Origin of the sequence: Hymenobacter sp. BT18, assembly GCF_012273015.1 — a bacterium.
GTDB classification, from domain to species: Bacteria; Bacteroidota; Bacteroidia; order Cytophagales; family Hymenobacteraceae; genus Hymenobacter; species Hymenobacter lutimineralis.
On record NZ_CP050954.1, the window covers coordinates 3,099,223 to 3,118,972 of the forward strand.

Below are 19,750 nucleotides of genomic sequence, written 5' to 3' on the forward strand. Positions count from 1 at the left end.
CAGGTGGTCAGCGACTTGCTGCTAAGTCTGAAAAAAAATGGCGCGTTTTTTTGCATATCGATGCAGGGGCGCTACTTTTGTGACTCCAATACCCAACACGGTAGATATAGCTCAGCTGGTTAGAGCGTCGGATTGTGATTCCGAAGGTCGTGGGTTCGAGCCCCATTATTTACCCACCAAAAAAGGCCTCGCCACTCCGGTAGAGGCTTTTTTTATTGCGTTCCGGGCTAGCGCGCAGGGCTTTTATCCGGCCGGAAGGAAGGATTTGCGCCTGGGCCATGTTAGCGCGACAGTAGTACTTTTGCACGCCTCACCTTTTTTCTTTTCTCTATGAGTCTGGTTGTTATCGGCACCGTCGCCTTCGACGCCCTGGAAACGCCTTTCGGCAAAACCGACAAAATCATTGGTGGCGCCGCTACCTACATTGGGCTGTCGGCCTCGTACTCCCTTAAGCCAGTGAAGCTGGTGGCGGTAGTGGGCGACGATTTTCCGCAGTCAGATATTCTGCTGCTTCAGGAGCACGGCGTCGATACCGAAGGACTTCAGATCAAGGAAGGGGAGAAGTCGTTCTTCTGGTCGGGCAAGTATGCCAACGACTTGAACTCGCGCGAAACCCTGGTTACGGAGCTCAACGTGCTGGCCGACTTCGACCCAGTGCTGCCCGACTCGTACCAGGATTGCAAGTACCTGATGCTGGGCAACCTCACGCCCCAGATTCAGCGCCTCGTGATTCAGCGCCTCGTCAACCGCCCCAAGCTCATCGTAATGGACACCATGAACTTCTGGATGGACATTGCCCTGGATGAGCTGCTAACCACCATCGAAATGGTGGACGTACTCAGCATCAACGACGAAGAAGCCCGGCAGCTGTCCGGGGAATATTCGTTGGTGAAGGCCGCCAAGAAAATTCTGGCCATGGGTCCCAAGTTCCTCATCATCAAGAAAGGGGAGCACGGCGCCTTGCTGTTCCACAAAAATCAGATCTTCTTCGCCCCGGCCCTGCCCCTGGAAGAAGTCTTCGACCCCACCGGCGCTGGCGACACCTTCGCGGGCGGCTTTATCGGCCACCTCGCCGCCACCGACGACATCAGCTTCGAGAACATGAAGCGGGCCGTTATTCATGGCTCGGCTATGGCCTCGTTCTGCGTGGAGAAGTTCGGGACGGAGCGCCTGCTCAACCTCACCAAAGAAGAAATTGCGGCCCGCGAAAAGCAATTTGGGGAGCTGGTGCGCGTAGAAGAAACGCCGGCTTAGACAACCTTCGGCGGGCGGTTGGGGTAAAAGAACGTATTCGTTTACACCCTAAACGCCTTCGCCATGTCTAAGCATAAAGAAGATAAAAAGGATTCCGCTCTGGGCCCCGATGCTATCCGGCCGGAAAGCAACGCGGTAGACCCCGAAACCCGTAATCACTCGGGCAGCGGCGGCAACCAAACCCAGAACCTCAATCAGAACTTTATTACCCAGGCTGGTAATCAAGTCAAGAATAATACGCCCGGGGGCAATGCTTATGAGCAGCGCCACTCGCCTACCAATAAGCCCCGCAACAATCCGCAGGGCAACTGGCCAATGTCGGTTGATAAAAGCCAGAAAGGCCCCGGCCGTAAAGCTGATTAACGCTATTGATTTCCATAAAAAAAGCCCGTTGGTCGAGACCAGCGGGCTTTTTTTATGGAACCACGGCCAGGCGCATCACGCGAGTATCTACGTCGCCCTTGTCAAAGTAGTCTTGGTTGAACAGGATAGTGCGGTTGTCGAGCCAGCGGGGCTGGCTGAGGCCCCATTCCGTTTGCCGCTGCCAGAGCAGGCGCAGGGAAGTGCCTTCCACTTCCCACACCTGCAGGCCGCTGGGCTCGTAGCGGGCCAGCACATCGGAGTTGCCGCACACGAAATGCCGCCCATCGGGGGCTACGGCGGGCGGGCTCCACACCCGCGTGCGTCGTCCCGTTTGCTGGTTGACGAGCATATAATAGCCGCCCTCGTACAAGTGCACCGACACCAGCCACTGCTTGATGTTGGGCAATGCTGCGACGTACTCGTAAGCTATGTTGACTTCGTAGTCTTCCGCAGGATTATCCACCAAGCGCAGAGGTACGCCTTTAGCGGGCTGCAGCAGCAGCGTCCGGCCCGAGCGGCGTACCCGGGGGCCTGCACCCTGCAGGCGGCGCCGTTCCTCCGCCACCACATCCAGGTCCGCCTCCTCCGCCTCGGCGGTGGCGGCCGTGGGCAGCCATTCCGGGGCTGGCAGCCGCTCATACACCGAGGGCGGAGCGGGGTAAAGCTGAAGAACCCGGCCGCCTTCCAGCACCAGCGTGTCGAGGTGGGCCCAGCGGTACACGGGGCGGGGGGTGGCCTTTTTGAGGGGTGGCTGGGTAGGGTCTGGTTTGGGCACCTCCTTGGGCTGCATGCGCAAGGAGCAGGCCGCCAGCGGAACCAGCGCCAACTGCCAGGGAAAAGAGAAAGAGCGCCCGGTAAGCATGGGAGTACTGGTTTTCGCCACGGGCTTAGAACTCCTGCTTAAGCCACTGCCGAAAACTCTCCTGCTGCGCCGCAGTGGCCGTGGGCAGCTTGGCAACGGTGAGCTTTTGCCAGTACCGCTGATTGGGCTGGCCTTCTAGTACCACCGTCAGCAGCCGGTTCTGGCGGAACACGCTCACCTCGTAGCGCAGGTCGTCGTTAGCCGACAACAAGGACTGTAGGTTCATATCCACGCGGCGCCCGTTCACAGCCACTATTTCGTCATCCACCGTCAGGGTGGTAGTGGCCGGGGAGTCGGGCAGAATATCCGTTACCTCCGTCCGCTCGTTCTTTACCACCGTGCGGAAGCCAAAGTAGCTTTCGGAGGTGGAAGTGGTTTCTTCGATGCGCAGGGTGCAGCCCACCCAGCTCAAGGCTTTATCGAGGGGTTCTTCCAGCGGCGCGGTGCCGTACACAAACTTGTCGAAGTAAGCGCGCATGTCGCGGCCGGCAGTTTCCGTCACCAGACGCATGTAGTCTTCTTCAGTGTAGCCCACGCCTTTCTGCCCAAACTCTTCCCAGAGGCGGCGCATCACGTCGTCGAGGCTGCGCTGGTGGCCGGTAAGGTGGCGCAACGTTAAGTCGAGCAGCAGGGCTACCAACGCTCCTTTATGGTAAACGGACACCTTACGGTCGGGTACGCCGGGCTTGTAGCCATCCAGCCACAAATCCACGCTGGCATCGGCTAAGGAAAGGTTGAAGCGGCCGTAGTCGTCGTAGTGCCTGCGTAGCACCGTGTTCAGCTCCTGAAAATATTGCTCCACGGTCCGCACCCCGCTACGGGCCAGCAGATACTCCCCGTAGTAAGTCGTAACGCCCTCGGCTATGTAGCAGGTGCGGAAGTAGTTTTCGCGGGCGTATTCGTAGGGCTGCATTTCGGCGGGCCGAATGCTCTTGATATTCCAGGTATGAAACAGCTCGTGGCAGCTCACGCCCAGAAATTCCTTGTACAGGCCTTCCGTCATGAGCAGTTCGGCTGGGCCCAGGGTAATTACGGTGGAGTTGCCGTGCTCTACACCGTGGTAGTGCTTGTAAGGCAGAATCTGGTTCAGGTAGTGATAATCGGAAACCGGAAAGCCCCCAAACAACGCCATCTGCTCTTCGGTGAAGGCCGTGAAGTCGCGCAGGATTGTTTCCCAGTCGGGCGTGCACTCCCCCTGTATCCATACCGTGAAGGGCAGGCCCTGTACCTGGTAGGTGCGCTGCTGTAGCGTGGGGCTGGCAATCAGCGGAGAGTCAGCTAGCTGGTCAAAAGAGGCTGCCTGCAGCGTGTTGGGGCCACTTTGGGGCAGGCCGCAGGCTATCTGCCAGCCTTCGGGCAAGTCCAGCAGCAGTTGGCAGGCTTCCACTTGGCGGCCCTCGATGTACATAAAGCACTGCACCCCGTTCAGGTACAGCTGCGTTTCATCCAGCCAGGAGCCGCCGGCGTCCATTTGGTGGGCATAGAAGTTGTAGCGCACCTGCAGGGTGCGGCCCGCCGCGTTCGGCACTTCCCACCGGTCTTTCGTGCGCTTGCGGTAGGGGAGGAGCGACTTCGTGTTGGCGTCGAGTACCTCTACCCGCTGAATTTTCTGGGCGAAGTTCTGCAGCTCGTAGCGCCCGGGGCGCCAGGCGGGCAATTGTAGCTCTACGGCCTCAGCAGTCGTAGCAGGCACTTCAAAGGTCATCTGAACCTGCACGTAGAAGGTCAGCGGGTTCTCAAATGAGACGTGGTAATGAATCATGGCAGCGCCGTGGGGGCGGGGGCAGAAAGTCCTGAGTAAAGGTACAGCTATCCGGTCGAAAAGCGGGGCCTAATGGGCGGTTTCCGCGGGAATGTTTCCCTCAAAAAGGCAGCGCTTTTAGCCCGGGTATTTCCTGGTAGAAACGGTAGTGCTGGGAAAAAGGTGAACTAGGCATTGTCTTTTCCAAACCAACCTGTTACCTTTGCCGGCCTTACCTGCCATTGAGTCACTACATATACCATGAAACGTACTTTTCAGCCTTCGCAGCGCAAGCGCCGCAATAAGCACGGTTTCCGCTCGCGCATGGAAACCGCCAACGGCCGCCGCGTGCTGGCCTCCCGTCGTGCCAAAGGCCGCAAGCGCCTGACCGTATCCGACGAAGGTCGTCATAAGCGCTAAGCTTCTACCGGCTGCGGCCGGTTCGCCCCCGCTCATGAGCACTCCTGCGCCGGGCGCGCGCTCCTATTCGTTTCCGAAGGAAGAACACTTGTGTCGTAAGAAGCTCATTGAAGAGCTTTTCGGCCGGGGTTCTTCTTTTGGTTTATACCCCTTGCGGCTGGTCTGGCTGCCGGCGCTGGCCCCTACGCAAGCTCCCCCGCAAGTCCTAGTTAGTGTCTCCAAGCGCACGTTTAAGCGGGCTGTAGACCGGAATTATCTAAAAAGGCTACTGCGCGAAGCATACCGCCTGAATAAATATCGGCTTGTAGAAGCCCCCAATGGCCATTCTGTGGGCGTATTGGCACTTATTTACAGCGGCAAGGAAAAAAAGCCTTTCGCGCTGGTCGAAAAAAAATTAATTTCAGGGCTAGAGCGTTTGCTGCAGGAAGCCGTACCTGCGCCTGCAACACCCCTTTCTTCGCCGCGTCCTTAACTGGCTGCAGATCCGAAGAGCGTTGCGGCTGTGTCCGGCCTGCGTTTGAGTGAAGGGTTCTTATCTGCTTCCCGCCCGTGTATGCGTAAAAAATCTATTGCCGCCGGCCTGCTCCTGGGAGGAGCCACGCTGCTTGTCTCATTCAAGTCGGTTTCCGACAATGAGCGGTACTTCGAAATTGCTAAGAACCTGGACATCTTCGCCACCTTGTTTAAGGAGGTGAACACCTATTACGTGGATGAGGTGATGCCCGCCAAGCTGGTGAAAACCGGCATCGACGCCATGCTCAAGAGCCTCGACCCGTACACCAACTACATTCCCGAGGACGATATCGAGGATTTCCGCACCCTTACCACCGGGCAGTACGGCGGTATTGGGGCCGTGGTGGTGAAGCGTAGTGGCAAAACCATTGTGCAGGCGGCCTACGAAGGTTACCCCGCTCAAAAAGCAGGTTTGCTGCCTGGCGACGAAATCCTGAACATCAACGGCATTGCGCTGGAGAAGAAAACCAACTCCGACATTAGCAAGCTGCTGAAGGGGCAGGCCAACTCCCTTGTGAAGCTGATGGTGACGCGCTACGGCCAGGATGCGCCAGTGGAAATCAACATCACCCGTGACAAGATTCAGGTAGACAACGTGCCGTACTACGGCATGCTCACCAACGATATTGGCTACTTCCAGCTGGGCGGCTTCACAGTCGATGCCGGCAAGGAAGTGCGCCTGGCCGTGGCCAAGCTCAAGGAAATGGGCGCCAAGAAGATTGTGTTCGACATTCGGGACAACCCCGGCGGCTTGCTCAACGAGGCGGTAAACATTTCCAACCTGTTCGTGGAAAAGGGCCTTGACATTGTGAGCACCAAGGGCAAGGTGACGGAGTGGAACAAAACCTACAAAGCCCTGGACACGCCTCTGGATACCCAGATGCCCATGGCCATTATTACCAGCGGCCGCTCGGCCTCGGCCGCTGAAATTGTGTCGGGGGTGTTGCAGGACTACGACCGGGCCGTGCTGGTAGGGGAGCGGACGTTTGGGAAGGGCCTTGTACAGGCCACCCGGCCGCTGAGCTATAACTCCCAGCTGAAGGTAACCACCGCCAAATACTACATCCCGAGCGGGCGCTGCATTCAGGAAATCGACTACTCACACCGCGCCGATGATGGCACCCTGGGCAAAGTACCCGACTCCCTGCGCACGGCCTTCAAAACGCAGGCCGGCCGCACCGTGTTCGACGGCGGCGGCGTGGCTCCCGACGTGGAAGTGCAGGAGCGCGAAGTAGCCGAAATTACCCGCCTGCTGCTCCAGAAAAACTACTTATTCGACTACGCCACGCGCTACCGGGCCGAGCACGCCACCATTCCGCCGGCCCGCGACTTCAAGCTGTCCGATGTGGAGTACCAGAAGTTTGTGCAGTTTCTGCAGAACAAGGATGTGAGCTATTCCACCGAGGTGGAGAAAAGCCTTTCCGACTTAATTAAAAAGTCCAAGGACGAGAAGCACTACGAGGACGTGAAAACCGAGCTGGAAGCTATTCGCCGCAAGGTTTCCACCAACAAGAGCAACGACCTGACCCGCTTTAAGCCCGAAATCAAGGAGTTGCTGGAGCAGGAAATCGTGTCGCGCTACTACTTCCAGAAAGGCCAGATCGAAGCCTCCTTCGACGATGACCCCAATGTGCTGGCCGCCGTGCAGGTCCTCAACGACCCCAACCGCTACGCTGCCCTGCTGCGCCCCAACGGCCGCGCCGCCAGCGCCAGTAAAAGCGCCGGCACCAAGTAGGCACTAATAAACAAAGAGCAGGCCCTGGAAAGCCTGCTCTTTTTAATTCTATCAGTCTATGTGGAAGAACCTGCTGTATTACGCTTCCTTTAGTGTCATCTATGTGTCGTTATCTGTGTATAGCGCAATAGAGCTATTTGCGTTTGAGCTATTTGGCCCACTGAAGGAGAACTACAGCCTCTGGGAACTACTGGCGTTGCCCTCAGGCTACTGGAAAACCAAGCTAGCATATGTCATCTATTCGTTTCTGGATTTTCCTTTCGGAATTCCCTTGCGGTATATAAAAACCGATACGGTACTCCCATTAGTAGCCATTGTTCTTAACTCGCTCTTCATGGCTTGGCTGCTGCAAAGAGTGTTCAGAAGATTGAAAAGGCAGCGCGTGAATATTGTTCAGGCATAATTGAGGCGCTTATTGGAGTTACCTTTGCTACCGTGCAAAATCTTCGTCAGCGCCTCACTATTAACTCGCGCCAATGCGGCGGGCGTCCCTACATTCGGGTATTGGATATACTGAGTGCCGACCTGTTGAGTGAGCCGGTGCTGGCCAAACTGCCCGATCTGGAGCCACTCGATATTCAGGCCGCTTTGCAGTACGCGGCGAACCGTTAGTTGAAATCAAAGATGCCTGAACCCTCCCTCATCCTCTCGCTCGAAACCTCCTCGCCCGTCTGTTCCGTGGCCTTGCACCGCGTGACCGATGGCTCCCTGGTGGGCCAGACGGAGCTGCGGCTGGAGAAGTCGCACTCCTCGCACCTGAGCGTACTGGTAAGCCAGCTGCTGGAAAACACGGGACACACCCTGCAAGACCTAGCGGCTGTAGCCTTGAGCGACGGACCGGGCTCCTACACCGGGCTGCGCATTGGGGCCGCTGCCGCCAAAGGCTTCTGCTACGCCTTGGATGTACCTCTGCTGGCCGTCGGGACGCTGCAAAGCCTGGCCCACCAGGTAGCTCAGCGTACCGCCCACCCCGAAAACTACCTGTATTGCCCCATGCTCGATGCCCGGCGCATGGAAGTGTATGCGGCCCTTTACCGGCACGATGGCACCGAAGAACTGGCGCCCACACCCTTGGTCCTCGATGCCGATACCCTGGGCGAACAACTAGCCCACCATTCGTTGTTATGCTTTGGTAACGGCGCGGCCAAGTTCCGGCCGCTCGTGGCCGGGCATCCGCACGTAGCGTTCTTAGCGGGTATCGAACCATCTGCCATAGCCGTAGGCGAGCTGGCCCTTGGCGCCTACCAGCGGCAGGAGTTTCGCAGCGTGGCTTACTACGAGCCGTTTTACTTAAAAGAAGTGTACACTACTACGCCGAAGAACAGAACTTAGAAGCCAGAATTAAGAGCCTAGAAGCCGCTCCATAAGCTGTCTGCTAGGTTTTTGACTTTGCGTATCAAGCTCTCAATGATCATATCATGGAAGACATTCTCATCAACCGGGTAGCGCAAAGCGCCCTCACCATGCTCAACCTCGAAGAGTTTATTCATCCGGGCGAGCGGGTGGTGTATGATATCAAGGACAACCTGTTTCATGGGCTGATGCTGCGCGAGAAAGACTTTCGCGAGTTCATTAAAACCCACGACTGGACCCAATACGCGGGCCAGAACGTGGCCATCATCTGCTCGGTCGACGCCATTGTGCCTACCTGGGCCTACATGCTACTGGCCTCTAAGCTGCAGCCGCACGCCCACCGCTACGTATTTGGCAACCTAGAGGCCCTAGAGCAGGAACTGTTTCACGAGGCCATTGCTGGCCTCGATGCCGAGCAATATCGTGACGCCAAAATGGTCATCAAGGGCTGCGGCGAGAAGCCCGTGCCCACCTACGCTTATGTAGCCATCATGCAGAAGCTGCTGCCCGTGGCGGCCAGCATTATGTACGGGGAGCCATGCAGCACCGTGCCGCTCTACAAGCGCCCCAAAGCCTGAGCAGCCCAGCTCTTGCGCACTGAAAAAGCCCTTCTGATGCATCGGAAGGGCTTTTTTGGGCTGCTGCGGAGGCTTACATGCCCATAGAAGCGGCGCAAACCCTCGTCGAAGTGGCGTAAGCCTCCGTAGAAACGGCGTAAGCAAGCTTCGAAAGGGCGTAAAGACCCGTAGAGGTGGCGTAAAGGCTTGTCGAAGTGGCGTAGACGCTCGTAGCAACGGCGTGGAGCCGGCTCGCCGCGCCAAATGCCGGGTACGGTTGCATCTTTGGGGCGCACATCGACCTCCTTATGCCTGAATCTGCTGCTACTCCTTATCAACTTAGTTTGCTCACGGGCGTGGCCATTGTGGTGGCCAGCATGGTAGGCACGGGCGTATTTACCAGCCTGGGGTTTCAGGTGCTGGGTATCCAGAGCGGGTTTGCCTTGCTGATGCTGTGGGCCGTGGGTGGTCTGATTGCCCTGTGCGGGGCCCTGAGCTACGGCGAGCTGGCGGCGGCCATGCCCCGCTCGGGCGGCGAGTATCATTACCTGTCGCAGATTTACCACCCGGCGCTGGGCTTTCTATCGGGGTGGGTGTCGGCCACGGTGGGCTTTGCGGCCCCCACGGCGCTGGCCGCCATGGCCCTGGGGCGCTATGCCCAGAGCGTGTGGCCGGCAGTTTCGGCGCAGTGGCTGTCGGTGGGGGTGGTGCTGGCCCTCACCGTGGTGCATGCTACCAACAAGCGGGCCGGCAGCCGCCTGCAGGTCATCATCACCACGGTGAAAGTGCTGGTGCTGGTGCTGTTTATCGGAGTAGGGCTGGCAGCGGCTACCCCCACTAGCCTGGCCTTTGCGCCCCAGGCCGCCGATTGGCGGGAATTGCTGAATCCGGCTTTTGCTGTGTCGTTGGTGTATGTATCCTACGCTTACTCGGGCTGGAACGCCGCGGCCTACCTCACGGGCGAAATGGCCAACCCCCAGCGCAACCTGCCCCGCATTCTGCTGCTGGGCACGGCGCTGGTGCTGCTGCTTTATGTAGGGCTGAACTTCGTGTTTCTGTACTCGACGCCCATTCCCAAGCTGGCGGGACAAGTGGAAGTGGGCTTTGTGGCCGCCACCGAAATATTTGGGACGGCAGCGGGGCGGCTGATGGGCGGCGTCATTGCAGTGCTACTGGTATCTACGGTTAGCTCCATGATTTTTGCCGGGCCGCGCATTGTGCAGGTGATGGGGGAGGACCTACCCCCACTTCGGGGCTTGGGCAAGGTGAGTGCGGCCGGCATTCCGGTGCGGGCCACGCTGCTGCAAACGGCTCTTACGCTGGTGTTCCTGCTGACGGCCACCTTCGAGCAGGTTCTCCTCTACGCGGGGTTCGTGCTCAGCCTGTTCACCTTTCTCACGGTGCTGGGCCTGTTTGTGCTGCGCTGGCGCCGGCCCGAGCTGCCGCGCCCCTACCGGGCCTGGGGCTACCCGCTTACGCCGCTCATCTTCTTAGCGCTCAATGGCTGGACGCTCTGGTTTATCGTTCAGGACAAGCCCCGCGAGACCAGCTATGGGGTATTTACTCTGTTCGTGGGCTTGCTGGTATACTTTGTAGGGCGGCGTATATCCCGCCGTAGCCAAGTTTTGTTGCCCTGAATCATGAACATTACGCCGCCTGATCCTGGCAGTGCCTCCTGGAAACAGAAGGCCTACCGCATCATCTTTGAATCGGATACCCGCGCCGGCCGCGCCTTCGATGTGCTGTTGCTGGGCGCCATTATGGTGAGTGTGCTGGCCGTGATGTTGGAAAGCGTGCGGCCTATCGATGCCCGCTATGGCCCCCTACTGCGGGCCGTGGAGTGGTTTATGACGGGGCTGTTCATCATCGAATACCTCATGCGGCTGCTGGTTGTACGCCGCCCCCTGGCCTACGCGCTGAGCTGGCTGGGCATCATTGATTTTTTAGCTATTGTGCCCACGCTGGCCAGCCTGCTGTCCGTTGGCAGCCGCAACCTGATTGTTATTCGTACGCTGCGGCTGCTGCGCGTATTCCGCATTTTCAAGCTTGGGAAGTTTGTGGGCGAAGGCGAGTTTATTCTGACCGCGCTTAAAGCCAGCCGCTTCAAAATTCTGGTGTTTCTCACGGCGGTACTCACGCTCGTCGTAGTCATCGGCACATTGATGTACGTGGTGGAAGGCGGTCAGAATGGCTTCACCAGCATTCCCAAGAGTATTTACTGGGCCATTGTGACGCTTACCACGGTGGGCTACGGCGACATTTCCCCGGTAACGGTGCTGGGCCAGACGCTGGCTTCCGTGCTCATGATTCTGGGCTACGCCATCATTGCCGTACCCACGGGCATTGTATCGGCCCAGATGGCCACGCCGGCTTCACCAGCTACCCCAGCTTTCAAACAGGTTATCTGTCATGTGTGCCAGGCTACGGAGCACAAGTCGGAAGCGCAATATTGCTGGCGCTGTGGCGAGAAGCTCTGACGTGTACCTTTGGCCAGCGAGTTTTTCTCCCATTTCTCTTCCACTCTATGCGCTTCTCTATTGCCCGGTTGCTATGGCCGGCTTTCTTCCTGACACTGGCGGCCTGCTCCGACCCCAAAACCTCTACTCCTCAGCAGCAGCCCGCCGCGCCCACGCCAGCGCCTGCCGCTTCCGATACCGTAGCCACCGCCCCGGCTACTCCTCCTGCTCCCGATACCAGCGCCGTGCAGAACGTGGCCGCCTACCTGGCGGGGCAGCGCCTCAGCCAGGGCAGTACCCTGCAGCCGCTGGCCCGGCAAGCCGCCTGGCAAACCTACGCGGCCAATGCCGACAAAAGCTGGGATAAGTACCACGCCGCCCGCACCGCTAAGATTGAGCAGTGGGCGGCTACCGAGCTGGATTCCGTGCGTCGCCAAAGCCCCGTTATCTTCTACCCCTTCAGTGGCCCAGATCTACTGAATGTGGTAACCATGTTCCCAACCAGCCAAACCTATGTGCTGGTCGGCCTGGAGCCGGTGGGGACCGTGCCGCATCAGCGCACCCTCGAAAACCCCAAGCTGTTTACCATGCTGAAAAAGTCCTTGTGGTCGGTATTGGAATTCAGCTTTTTCCGCACCAACGATATGGCGGTGGATTTAAAATCAGTGGAGCTGGACGGGTCTTTGCCGCTGATGATGCTCTTCGCTGCCCGCACCAATCACCAGGTTACCGCCGTGCGCTACGTGCAGCTCGATGCCGAAGGCCAGCTTACCGATGCCGATTCGGCCACGATCAGCCGGCCCGGCCTGAAGGTCATTCCCGGCGTAGAGCTGGCTATGCGGGATAAAGCCGGCCGGGAAAAGAAAGCCTACTATTTCTCCGCCGACCTTAGCGACTGGAAGCTGGGCCAGACAAAAGAAGGGGCCCTCAAGTTTGTGCGCAGTCTTGGCCCCCTGACAACGTACGTAAAGTCGGCCTCATATCTCATGCACAAATCGTATTTCAGCAAGGTGCGCAACTTGGCCTTGGAGCGTAGTCGCTACATTTTGCAGGACGATTCGGGCATTGCCATGAAGTACTTCCAGCCGGTCGCCAACTGGCAGCTCACATACTATGGCACGTATAAGCGGCCCATCAACCTGTTCGCCAAACACTACCAGCCCCAGCTCACCCGCGCCTACACCGATACCCTGCAACGAGTGCGCCCCCTACCTTTTGGCACCGGGTACAACTGGCGGCAAAACGATTCCAACCTGCTGCTGGCTCACCGAACCAAGCCAGTGCAGTAACGTTTGCTAAGCTTAGACTGGTTTGCCTATCGCGCCACTGCCTGCTCGGGAGTGGCGCGTTTTTTTGCGGCTGGCTCGCGCTGGGATGCGTATCTTTTACCAGGGTTGATTTAACTGACGGATATTGCTCATGATGTTGCGCGGGTTGAGAGGAAGTCTTGGGACGTTGCCGCTCTTAGGCTGGCTGTTGCTGAGTTGGCTGGTGCTGCCAATGGGTAGCGAAAAAAAACGGCAGGCAGCTACGACTCTCCCTATCGTCCCGGCCGACAGCCCGCTGCTGGACAGCCTGCTGCATAGCCACCCTGGCCTCCTGCCCGTAGTCAGTCAGGCCGAGCAGTATGAGTTGCAGATCATTTATACCCAGATAAACCGCGATGCGCAGCAACAGCCCCATTTCACGCAGCACTCTTACCACCTGAACGCCCGGCAATATTTCAACCCGGCTAGTATGGTGAAGCTGCCCGTAGCCATGTTGGCTCTGGAAAAGCTGAATCAACTCAATAGGCCTGGGCTTTCCCGCCGCACGCCCATGGCCACTGGTGCTGCTTTCCGTTGCCAGACGCCCGCTCCCTACGTGCCCTCTCCCGATTCCGATCAGGTAAACACCGTAGGGAATTATATTAAGCGCATGTTGCTGGTTAGTGATAATTCGGCTTATAACCGGTTGTATGAGTTTTTAGGCCAGCGCCCGCTCAACGAGCGGCTAGCCAAATTAGGCTACCCTGATGCCCGAATTGTGCGGCGGTTTGCCCCCTGCGATACTGCGGCCAACCGCCATACGAATCCTGTCACCTTTTTAAGGGCATCTAATAAGGAGGTAATATATCATCAGTCGGCCGCGGTCAATACGCAGCCGTTCTCATTCCCCTTGGGGCCGGTGCGGAAGGGCAGTGGCTATTATGCCGGTGGGCGGCTTTTGCAGCGTCCCTACGACTTTACCACCGCCAACTACTTACCCCTGCAGTATATCCACGACCTATTAAAAACCGTGCTGTTTCCCCAGAGTGTGCCCCAAGCTGCGCAACCGGACCTCACCCCCCAGGACTACCAGTTCCTACGTTTCTATCTGCGCAGCACACCCCATGCAGCGAGCTACAGTTCCTATAAAAGCCCGAAGTATTTCGATGCTTATAAGAAGTACCTATACTATGGCCGTAACCCAAGCCGCCAGGCCATTAAAAATCTGCACAGCTATAATATAGTAGGGATGTCACACGGATACCTCGCCGATGTCGCCTACTTCGTCGATACCGAACAGAAAGTAGAGTTCATGCTCAGCGCCGTGCTTTATGTAAACAAAGACGGTATTCTCAACGATGGTACCTACGAGTATACCAACATTGGCCTGCCCTTTCTGGCAGCATTGGGTCAAACGATTCACCGCTATGAGGTAAAGCGCCTAAGGCCATACTACGCAATTCCTGCCGTCTATCTCCAGGAAGAAACTCAACGGTAAGAAAGTTGTGCAGACTTTTTCCTTGTCTATACGGAGTAAGTACCTGAAAGCGAAAAGGTAAGTGCGCTAAGGAGCTCGCACAAGGGAACGGTAAACGAAAAACTTGTTGTATAGGTTTGGAAAAGCAAAAAGGAAGCCCCACTTTTGCACTCCCAAACCGGAACGCGGTAGGGAGGATCTTCCGGCAAACGCAGAAATAGTCCTATATAGGAGCTACTGCTTTCAGGCACTGGGTTTAGCCAGCCGCTGAAAAAAAAAGTTTGCCAACGGGGTTGCAAAAGCGGTTGCGGGTTTCGTACCTTTGTCCTCCCAACGCGAATCGCGCGGCGGAACGAAGTGAGAATAACACAAAAATTTATTTTTGTGGAAACTTGCAAAAGGCGCTAAGGTGTTGCTACCTTTGCAGCCCGCTTCAACCGGAAGGGGGAATTGCTCGTCACAAGTGCTTGTCGAACGAAAAACTTTTTTTCTTCGGGAGCCTTGCAGAAAGCAAAAAGGTTCTTACCTTTGCAGCCCGCTTCAATCGGAAGTGGCACAGTACCCGGGCTAACTAGCCCACCAGGTTCTTCCAACAGGGAAGGACGGACGTTCTTTGAATGACTGGAATTGACAAATTTGGGTGAGGCTGTTGTAGGCGACTACAGCAGCAGCAAGACCAAGCGTAACAGAACGAACAGACACGTCAAACATACGAGTCGGATCAGCACTTGACATCAGCCCTAGTTCGCTAGGGTGTAGAAATTTATACAATGGAGAGTTTGATCCTGGCTCAGGATGAACGCTAGCGGCAGGCCTAATACATGCAAGTCGAACGGACGGTAGCAATACCGTTAGTGGCGCACGGGTGCGTAACGCGTAACCAACCTGCCTGGATCTGGGGGATAGCCCGCCGAAAGGCGGATTAATACCGCATAAGCCACGAGAGCGGCATCGCTTTTTTGGTAAAGATTTATTGGATTCAGATGGGGTTGCGTAGCATTAGCTAGTTGGCGGGGTAACGGCCCACCAAGGCGACGATGCTTAGGGGACCTGAGAGGGTGATCCCCCACACTGGCACTGAGATACGGGCCAGACTCCTACGGGAGGCAGCAGTAGGGAATATTGGGCAATGGGCGAGAGCCTGACCCAGCCATGCCGCGTGCCGGATGAAGGCCTTCTGGGTTGTAAACGGCTTTTCTCAGGGAAGAAAAAGAGGATGCGTCCTAAACTGACGGTACCTGAGGAATAAGCACCGGCTAACTCCGTGCCAGCAGCCGCGGTAATACGGAGGGTGCAAGCGTTGTCCGGATTTATTGGGTTTAAAGGGTGCGTAGGTGGCCCGTTAAGTCCGGGGTGAAAGCCTCTTGCTCAACAAGAGAACTGCCCTGGATACTGGCGGGCTTGAGTCCAGACGAGGTTGGCGGAATAGAAGGTGTAGCGGTGAAATGCATAGATACCTTCTAGAACCCCGATTGCGTAGGCAGCTGACTAGGCTGGTACTGACACTGAGGCACGAAAGCGTGGGGAGCGAACAGGATTAGATACCCTGGTAGTCCACGCCGTAAACGATGGATACTCGCTGGCAGCGATACACTGTTGCTGGCTTAGCGAAAGCGGTAAGTATCCCACCTGGGGAGTACGCTCGCAAGAGTGAAACTCAAAGGAATTGACGGGGGCCCGCACAAGTGGTGGAGCATGTGGTTTAATTCGATGATACGCGAGGAACCTTACCTAGGCTAGAATGCGCGTGACCGGTTCAGAGATGAACCTTTCCTTCGGGACACAAAGCAAGGTGCTGCATGGCCGTCGTCAGCTCGTGCCGTGAGGTGTTGGGTTAAGTCCCGCAACGAGCGCAACCCCTATGTTTAGTTGCCAGCGGATTATGCCGGGGACTCTAGACAGACTGCCTGCGCAAGCAGTGAGGAAGGCGGGGACGACGTCAGGTCATCATGGCCCTTACGCCTAGGGCTACACACGTGCTACAATGGACGGTACAGAGGGTCGCTACACAGTGATGTGATGCCAATCTCACAAAGCCGTTCTCAGTTCGGATCGGAGTCTGCAACTCGACTCCGTGAAGCTGGAATCACTAGTAATCGCGTATCAGCAATGACGCGGTGAATACGTTCCCGGGCCTTGTACACACCGCCCGTCAAGCCATGGAAGTTTGGTAGACCTGAAGCTGGTGCTCGTCACAGAAGCCAGTTAGGGTAGAACAAGTAACTGGGGCTAAGTCGTAACAAGGTAGCCGTACCGGAAGGTGCGGCTGGATCACCTCCTTTCTGGAGCGGTTCGACTCGTTGACGTGGAATGTTCGCTAATAAGTACACTTTGGTTTTGTAACCTGGATTTGTCAATCCCTTCATTCAAGATATTGATTCGGATTCGAGGCACTACCGTTGGCGGTGTCACTCGAAGACCCGGGCTTGTAGCTCAGGTGGTTAGAGCGCTACACTGATAATGTAGAGGTCCCTGGTTCGAGTCCAGGCAGGCCCACTGGTCACAGCGGGGTTGCCGTGTGGACTAGAGCAGAACGGGGGATTAGCTCAGCTGGCTAGAGCACCTGCCTTGCACGCAGGGGGTCAACGGTTCGAATCCGTTATTCTCCACCATTCACAAACTGGCCAATCGGGTCGTTTGGGTGAGAATACATAGTATAAGGAATGTGAAGCTCATCCTTCACATTCCGCATTGTCTTCAACAGGAAGACAAATGTTCTTTGACGTAGTGTAACGAGTAAGAAAGAAAACAAAGAGTGATACACCTTGTGTATCACCCGAGCCCTCCAGCCTTCGGGTTGGAGCTACAAGAAGTAAGCAAGGGCACACGGGGGATGCCTAGGCTCTCAGAGGCGATGAAGGACGTGATAAGCTGCGATAAGGCCAGGGGATTAGCACATATAAGGTGATCCTGGCATTTCCGAATGGGGCAACCCCTCTACTTGAAGAGTAGAGACTTCGTAGCATTTGCTACCAAGGGCAAACCCGGGGAACTGAAACATCTAAGTACCCGGAGGAACAGAAAATAACATATGATTCCCCAAGTAGTGGCGAGCGAACGGGGAGGAGCCCAAACCGGGTTGGTTACGGCCAGTCCGGGGTTGTAGGACCTCAACATCTGATTGATTTACATTAGCTGAATGGCATGGGAAAGCCAACCACAGACGGTGAGAGTCCGGTAAGCGACCTTGTAGATCACGGTAGAGGATTCCTGAGTAGGGCGGGGCCGGAGAAACCCCGTCTGAATCCAGCGGCACCATCCGCTAAGGCTACATACTCCTGAGAGACCGATAGTGAACTAGTACCGTGAGGGAAAGGTGAAAAGAACCGGGAATACCGGAGTGAAAAGAACCTGAAACCGTGTGCTTACAAGCAGTTAGAGGGGTTTTGTGCCCTGATAGCGTGCCTTTTGCATAATGAGCCTACGAGTTACTCCTCTCTGGCAAGGTTAAGTGTATAGATGCACGGAGCCGCAGCGAAAGCGAGTCTGAATAGGGCGCAGAGTCAGAGGGGGTAGACGCGAAACTTTGTGATCTACCCTTGAGCAGGTTGAAGGTTGGGTAACACCAACTGGAGGACCGAACCAGTTTCCGTTGAAAAGGATTTGGATGACTTGAGGGTAGGGGTGAAAGGCCAATCAAACTGAGAAATAGCTCGTACTCCCCGAAATGTATTTAGGTACAGCGTCGGCGTGGAGTCAGCGGGAGGTAGAGCTACCGATAGGACTAGGGGGTGTCACAGCCTACCGAATCCTGACGAACTCCGAATGCCCGTTGATATAGCCGGCAGTGAGGCTTGGGGTGCTAAGGTCCCAGGCCGAGAGGGAAAGAACCCAGACCATCCGCTAAGGTCCCTAAATTCGGACTAAGTTGAACAAAGGAGGTCCAGTTGCCTTGACAGCCAGGATGTTGGCTTGGAAGCAGCCATGCATTTAAAGAGTGCGTAACAGCTCACTGGTCGAGCGACAGGGCATCGATAATACGCGGGCATCAAGTCCGGTACCGAAGCGATGGATTTGCACTATGTGCAAGTGGTAGGGGAGCATTCCAGCAGCGGTGAAGGTATCCTGTCAGGGGTGCTGGAGCGGCTGGAAAAGCAAATGTAGGCATGAGTAACGATAAGGCAGGTGAGAAACCTGCCCGCCGATAGACTAAGGTTTCCTGCTCAACGCTAATCGGAGCAGGGTTAGTCGGGACCTAAGGGGCAGCCGAAGGGCGCGACCCGATGGACAGCTGGTTGATATTCCAGCACTTATTCAGTGGAGTGATGCAGTGACGCAGAAGTGAAAGATGCGCGGGCGGACGGAAGTGCCCGTTAAAGTGCGTAGGTATAGGAAGGGTAGTTAAGTACGCCCATCTTGCCGAACCACGATAGTACCCTACGGCTTCGGCCACGGGGATAGTCATCCTAATCAGACTGCCAAGAAAACCTGCTAAGCGTTTACTGCTGAATAACCCGTACCGCAAACCGACACAGGTAGTCAAGGAGAGTATCCTGAGGCGCTCGAGTGAATCACGGCCAAGGAACTCGGCAAAATGGTCCTGTAACTTCGGGAGAAGGGACGCTTCCTTGCAGCAATGCAAGAAGCCGCAGTGAAAAGGCCCAGGCGACTGTTTAACAAAAACACATGGCTTTGCAAACGCGCAAGCGGACGTATAAGGCCTGACACCTGCCCGGTGCCGGAAGGTTAAGAGGGGAACTTAGTCGCAAGGCGAAGGTTTGAATCGAAGCCCCGGTAAACGGCGGCCGTAACTATAACGGTCCTAAGGTAGCGAAATTCCTTGTCGGGTAAGTTCCGACCTGCACGAATGGTGTAACGATCTGGGCGCTGTCTCAGCCGTGAGCTCGGTGAAATTGTAGTCTCGGTGAAGATGCCGAGTACCCGCCACGGGACGGAAAGACCCCGTGCACCTTTACTATAGCTTGACATTGACGCTGGGTAACACATGTGTAGGATAGGTGGGAGACTATGAAGCGGTGCCGCCAGGTATCGTGGAGTCAACGTTGAAATACCACCCTTGTGTTGCTTGGCGCCTAATCCGGAAACGGAGACCGTGTCTGGTGGGTAGTTTGACTGGGGTGGTCGCCTCCAAAAAAGTATCGGAGGCTTTCAAAGGTCCGCTCAGTACGCTTGGTAACCGTACGCAGAGCGCAATAGCAGAAGCGGGCTTGACTGTGAGGCCTACAAGCCGAGCAGGGTCGAAAGACGGATATAGTGATCCGGTGGTTCCGCATGGAAGGGCCATCGCTCAAAGGATAAAAGGTACGCCGGGGATAACAGGCTGATCTCCCCCAAGAGCTCATATCGACGGGGAGGTTTGGCGCCTCGATGTCGGCTCGTCACGTCCTGGGGCTGGAGAAGGTCCCAAGGGTTCGGCTGTTCGCCGATTAAAGTGGCACGCGAGCTGGGTTCAGAACGTCGTGAGACAGTTCGGTCCCTATCTGTGGTGGGCGTTGGATATTTGACAGGACCTGACTTTAGTACGAGAGGACCGAGTTGGACCAGCCGCTCGTGCACCGGTTGTGACGCCAGTTGCAGCGCCGGGTAGCGACGCTGGGATGAGATAAGCGCTGAAAGCATCTAAGTGCGAAACTCACCTGAAGATGAGATATCCGTTTAATAAGAGTCGTGGAAGATGACCACGTTGATAGGCACTAGGTGTAGAGGTCGAAATACCACAGCCGAGGTGTACTAATGACTCGAACGCTTCTGTCGATGAAGCTCACCGTTTTCCCTTTCTTACCCGTTCACTGCGTCAACGTTATCGCCAGG

The 19,750-nt window shown here is 56.4% G+C and carries 15 protein-coding genes, 3 tRNA genes and 2 rRNA genes; 18 read left to right on the forward strand and 2 right to left on the reverse strand.

The features are described 5' to 3' along the window. Positions 1–99 precede the first annotated feature (99 nt). The 3 genes from HER32_RS13305 (at position 100) to HER32_RS13315 (ending at position 1,617) form a co-directional block, all read left to right on the forward strand. Positions 100–175, forward strand: a tRNA-His gene (locus tag HER32_RS13305). Positions 176–330: 155 nt separating this feature from the next. Continuing rightward, positions 331–1,254, forward strand: coding sequence for a PfkB family carbohydrate kinase (locus tag HER32_RS13310; RefSeq protein WP_168682218.1), 924 nt, complete (start codon positions 331–333; stop codon positions 1,252–1,254). A 63-nt stretch (positions 1,255–1,317) separates the two neighbouring features. Continuing rightward, positions 1,318–1,617, forward strand: coding sequence for a hypothetical protein (locus HER32_RS13315; RefSeq protein WP_168682219.1), 300 nt, complete (start codon positions 1,318–1,320; stop codon positions 1,615–1,617). Positions 1,618–1,669: 52 nt separating this feature from the next. Here the strand turns inward: HER32_RS13315 and HER32_RS13320 are convergent, their stop codons facing one another. Both HER32_RS13320 and HER32_RS13325 read right to left on the reverse strand, forming a co-directional pair. Continuing rightward, positions 1,670–2,479 (reverse strand): hypothetical protein, encoded by an 810-nt coding sequence (locus tag HER32_RS13320; RefSeq protein WP_168682220.1) that lies wholly within the window; start codon positions 2,477–2,479, stop codon positions 1,670–1,672. 25 nt (positions 2,480–2,504) lie between these two features. Next, the gene (locus tag HER32_RS13325) at positions 2,505–4,241 is read right to left on the reverse strand and encodes a M61 family metallopeptidase (RefSeq protein ID WP_168682221.1); all 1,737 of its coding nucleotides are present in this window, start codon (positions 4,239–4,241) and stop codon (positions 2,505–2,507) included. A gap of 240 nt (positions 4,242–4,481) precedes the next feature. On the opposite strand from HER32_RS13325, the gene rpmH reads away from it, so the two are divergent. The 15 genes from rpmH to HER32_RS13400 all read left to right on the forward strand — a co-directional run bounded on the left by rpmH (position 4,482) and on the right by HER32_RS13400 (position 19,692). Further along, a complete protein-coding gene (gene rpmH / locus HER32_RS13330; RefSeq protein WP_084444044.1) occupies positions 4,482–4,640 on the forward strand; it encodes a 50S ribosomal protein L34 in 159 nt (52 codons plus the stop codon). 34 nt (positions 4,641–4,674) lie between these two features. Then, a complete protein-coding gene (locus HER32_RS13335) occupies positions 4,675–5,112 on the forward strand; it encodes a ribonuclease P protein component (RefSeq protein WP_149072104.1) in 438 nt (145 codons plus the stop codon). An 81-nt stretch (positions 5,113–5,193) separates the two neighbouring features. Beyond that, positions 5,194–6,888 carry a S41 family peptidase gene (locus tag HER32_RS13340; RefSeq protein ID WP_168682222.1) on the forward strand — a complete coding sequence of 565 codons (1,695 nt, stop codon included), beginning with the start codon at positions 5,194–5,196 and terminating at the stop codon, positions 6,886–6,888. Between the two features lie 58 nt (positions 6,889–6,946). Beyond that, positions 6,947–7,291: a hypothetical protein gene (locus HER32_RS13345; protein WP_168682223.1), complete on the forward strand. Its 345-nt coding sequence runs from the start codon at positions 6,947–6,949 to the stop codon at positions 7,289–7,291. Between the two features lie 32 nt (positions 7,292–7,323). Then, positions 7,324–7,500 carry a DUF433 domain-containing protein gene (locus HER32_RS13350; protein WP_168682224.1) on the forward strand — a complete coding sequence of 59 codons (177 nt, stop codon included), beginning with the start codon at positions 7,324–7,326 and terminating at the stop codon, positions 7,498–7,500. A gap of 12 nt (positions 7,501–7,512) precedes the next feature. Continuing rightward, positions 7,513–8,220, forward strand: a complete 708-nt coding sequence (tsaB, locus tag HER32_RS13355; protein ID WP_168682225.1) for a tRNA (adenosine(37)-N6)-threonylcarbamoyltransferase complex dimerization subunit type 1 TsaB — start codon at positions 7,513–7,515, stop codon at positions 8,218–8,220. Between the two features lie 86 nt (positions 8,221–8,306). Continuing rightward, a complete protein-coding gene (locus tag HER32_RS13360; protein WP_168682226.1) occupies positions 8,307–8,819 on the forward strand; it encodes a DUF2480 family protein in 513 nt (170 codons plus the stop codon). Between the two features lie 287 nt (positions 8,820–9,106). Next, the gene (locus HER32_RS13365) at positions 9,107–10,435 is read left to right on the forward strand and encodes an APC family permease (RefSeq protein ID WP_168682227.1); all 1,329 of its coding nucleotides are present in this window, start codon (positions 9,107–9,109) and stop codon (positions 10,433–10,435) included. Between the two features lie 3 nt (positions 10,436–10,438). Then, positions 10,439–11,275: an ion transporter gene (locus HER32_RS13370; protein WP_149072110.1), complete on the forward strand. Its 837-nt coding sequence runs from the start codon at positions 10,439–10,441 to the stop codon at positions 11,273–11,275. 47 nt (positions 11,276–11,322) lie between these two features. Then, positions 11,323–12,543 carry a hypothetical protein gene (locus HER32_RS13375; RefSeq protein ID WP_168682228.1) on the forward strand — a complete coding sequence of 407 codons (1,221 nt, stop codon included), beginning with the start codon at positions 11,323–11,325 and terminating at the stop codon, positions 12,541–12,543. Between the two features lie 130 nt (positions 12,544–12,673). Then, positions 12,674–13,999, forward strand: coding sequence for a serine hydrolase (locus tag HER32_RS13380; RefSeq protein ID WP_149072112.1), 1,326 nt, complete (start codon positions 12,674–12,676; stop codon positions 13,997–13,999). A gap of 746 nt (positions 14,000–14,745) precedes the next feature. Beyond that, positions 14,746–16,260 (forward strand): 16S ribosomal RNA (locus HER32_RS13385). Positions 16,261–16,400: 140 nt separating this feature from the next. Beyond that, positions 16,401–16,474: transfer RNA gene (locus HER32_RS13390), tRNA-Ile, on the forward strand. A gap of 39 nt (positions 16,475–16,513) precedes the next feature. After that, positions 16,514–16,590 (forward strand) — tRNA-Ala (locus HER32_RS13395). A 194-nt stretch (positions 16,591–16,784) separates the two neighbouring features. Beyond that, positions 16,785–19,692 (forward strand): 23S ribosomal RNA (locus HER32_RS13400). Together the 16S and 23S rRNA genes with 2 tRNA genes alongside form the textbook arrangement of a ribosomal RNA operon. Positions 19,693–19,750: the final 58 nt, after the last annotated feature.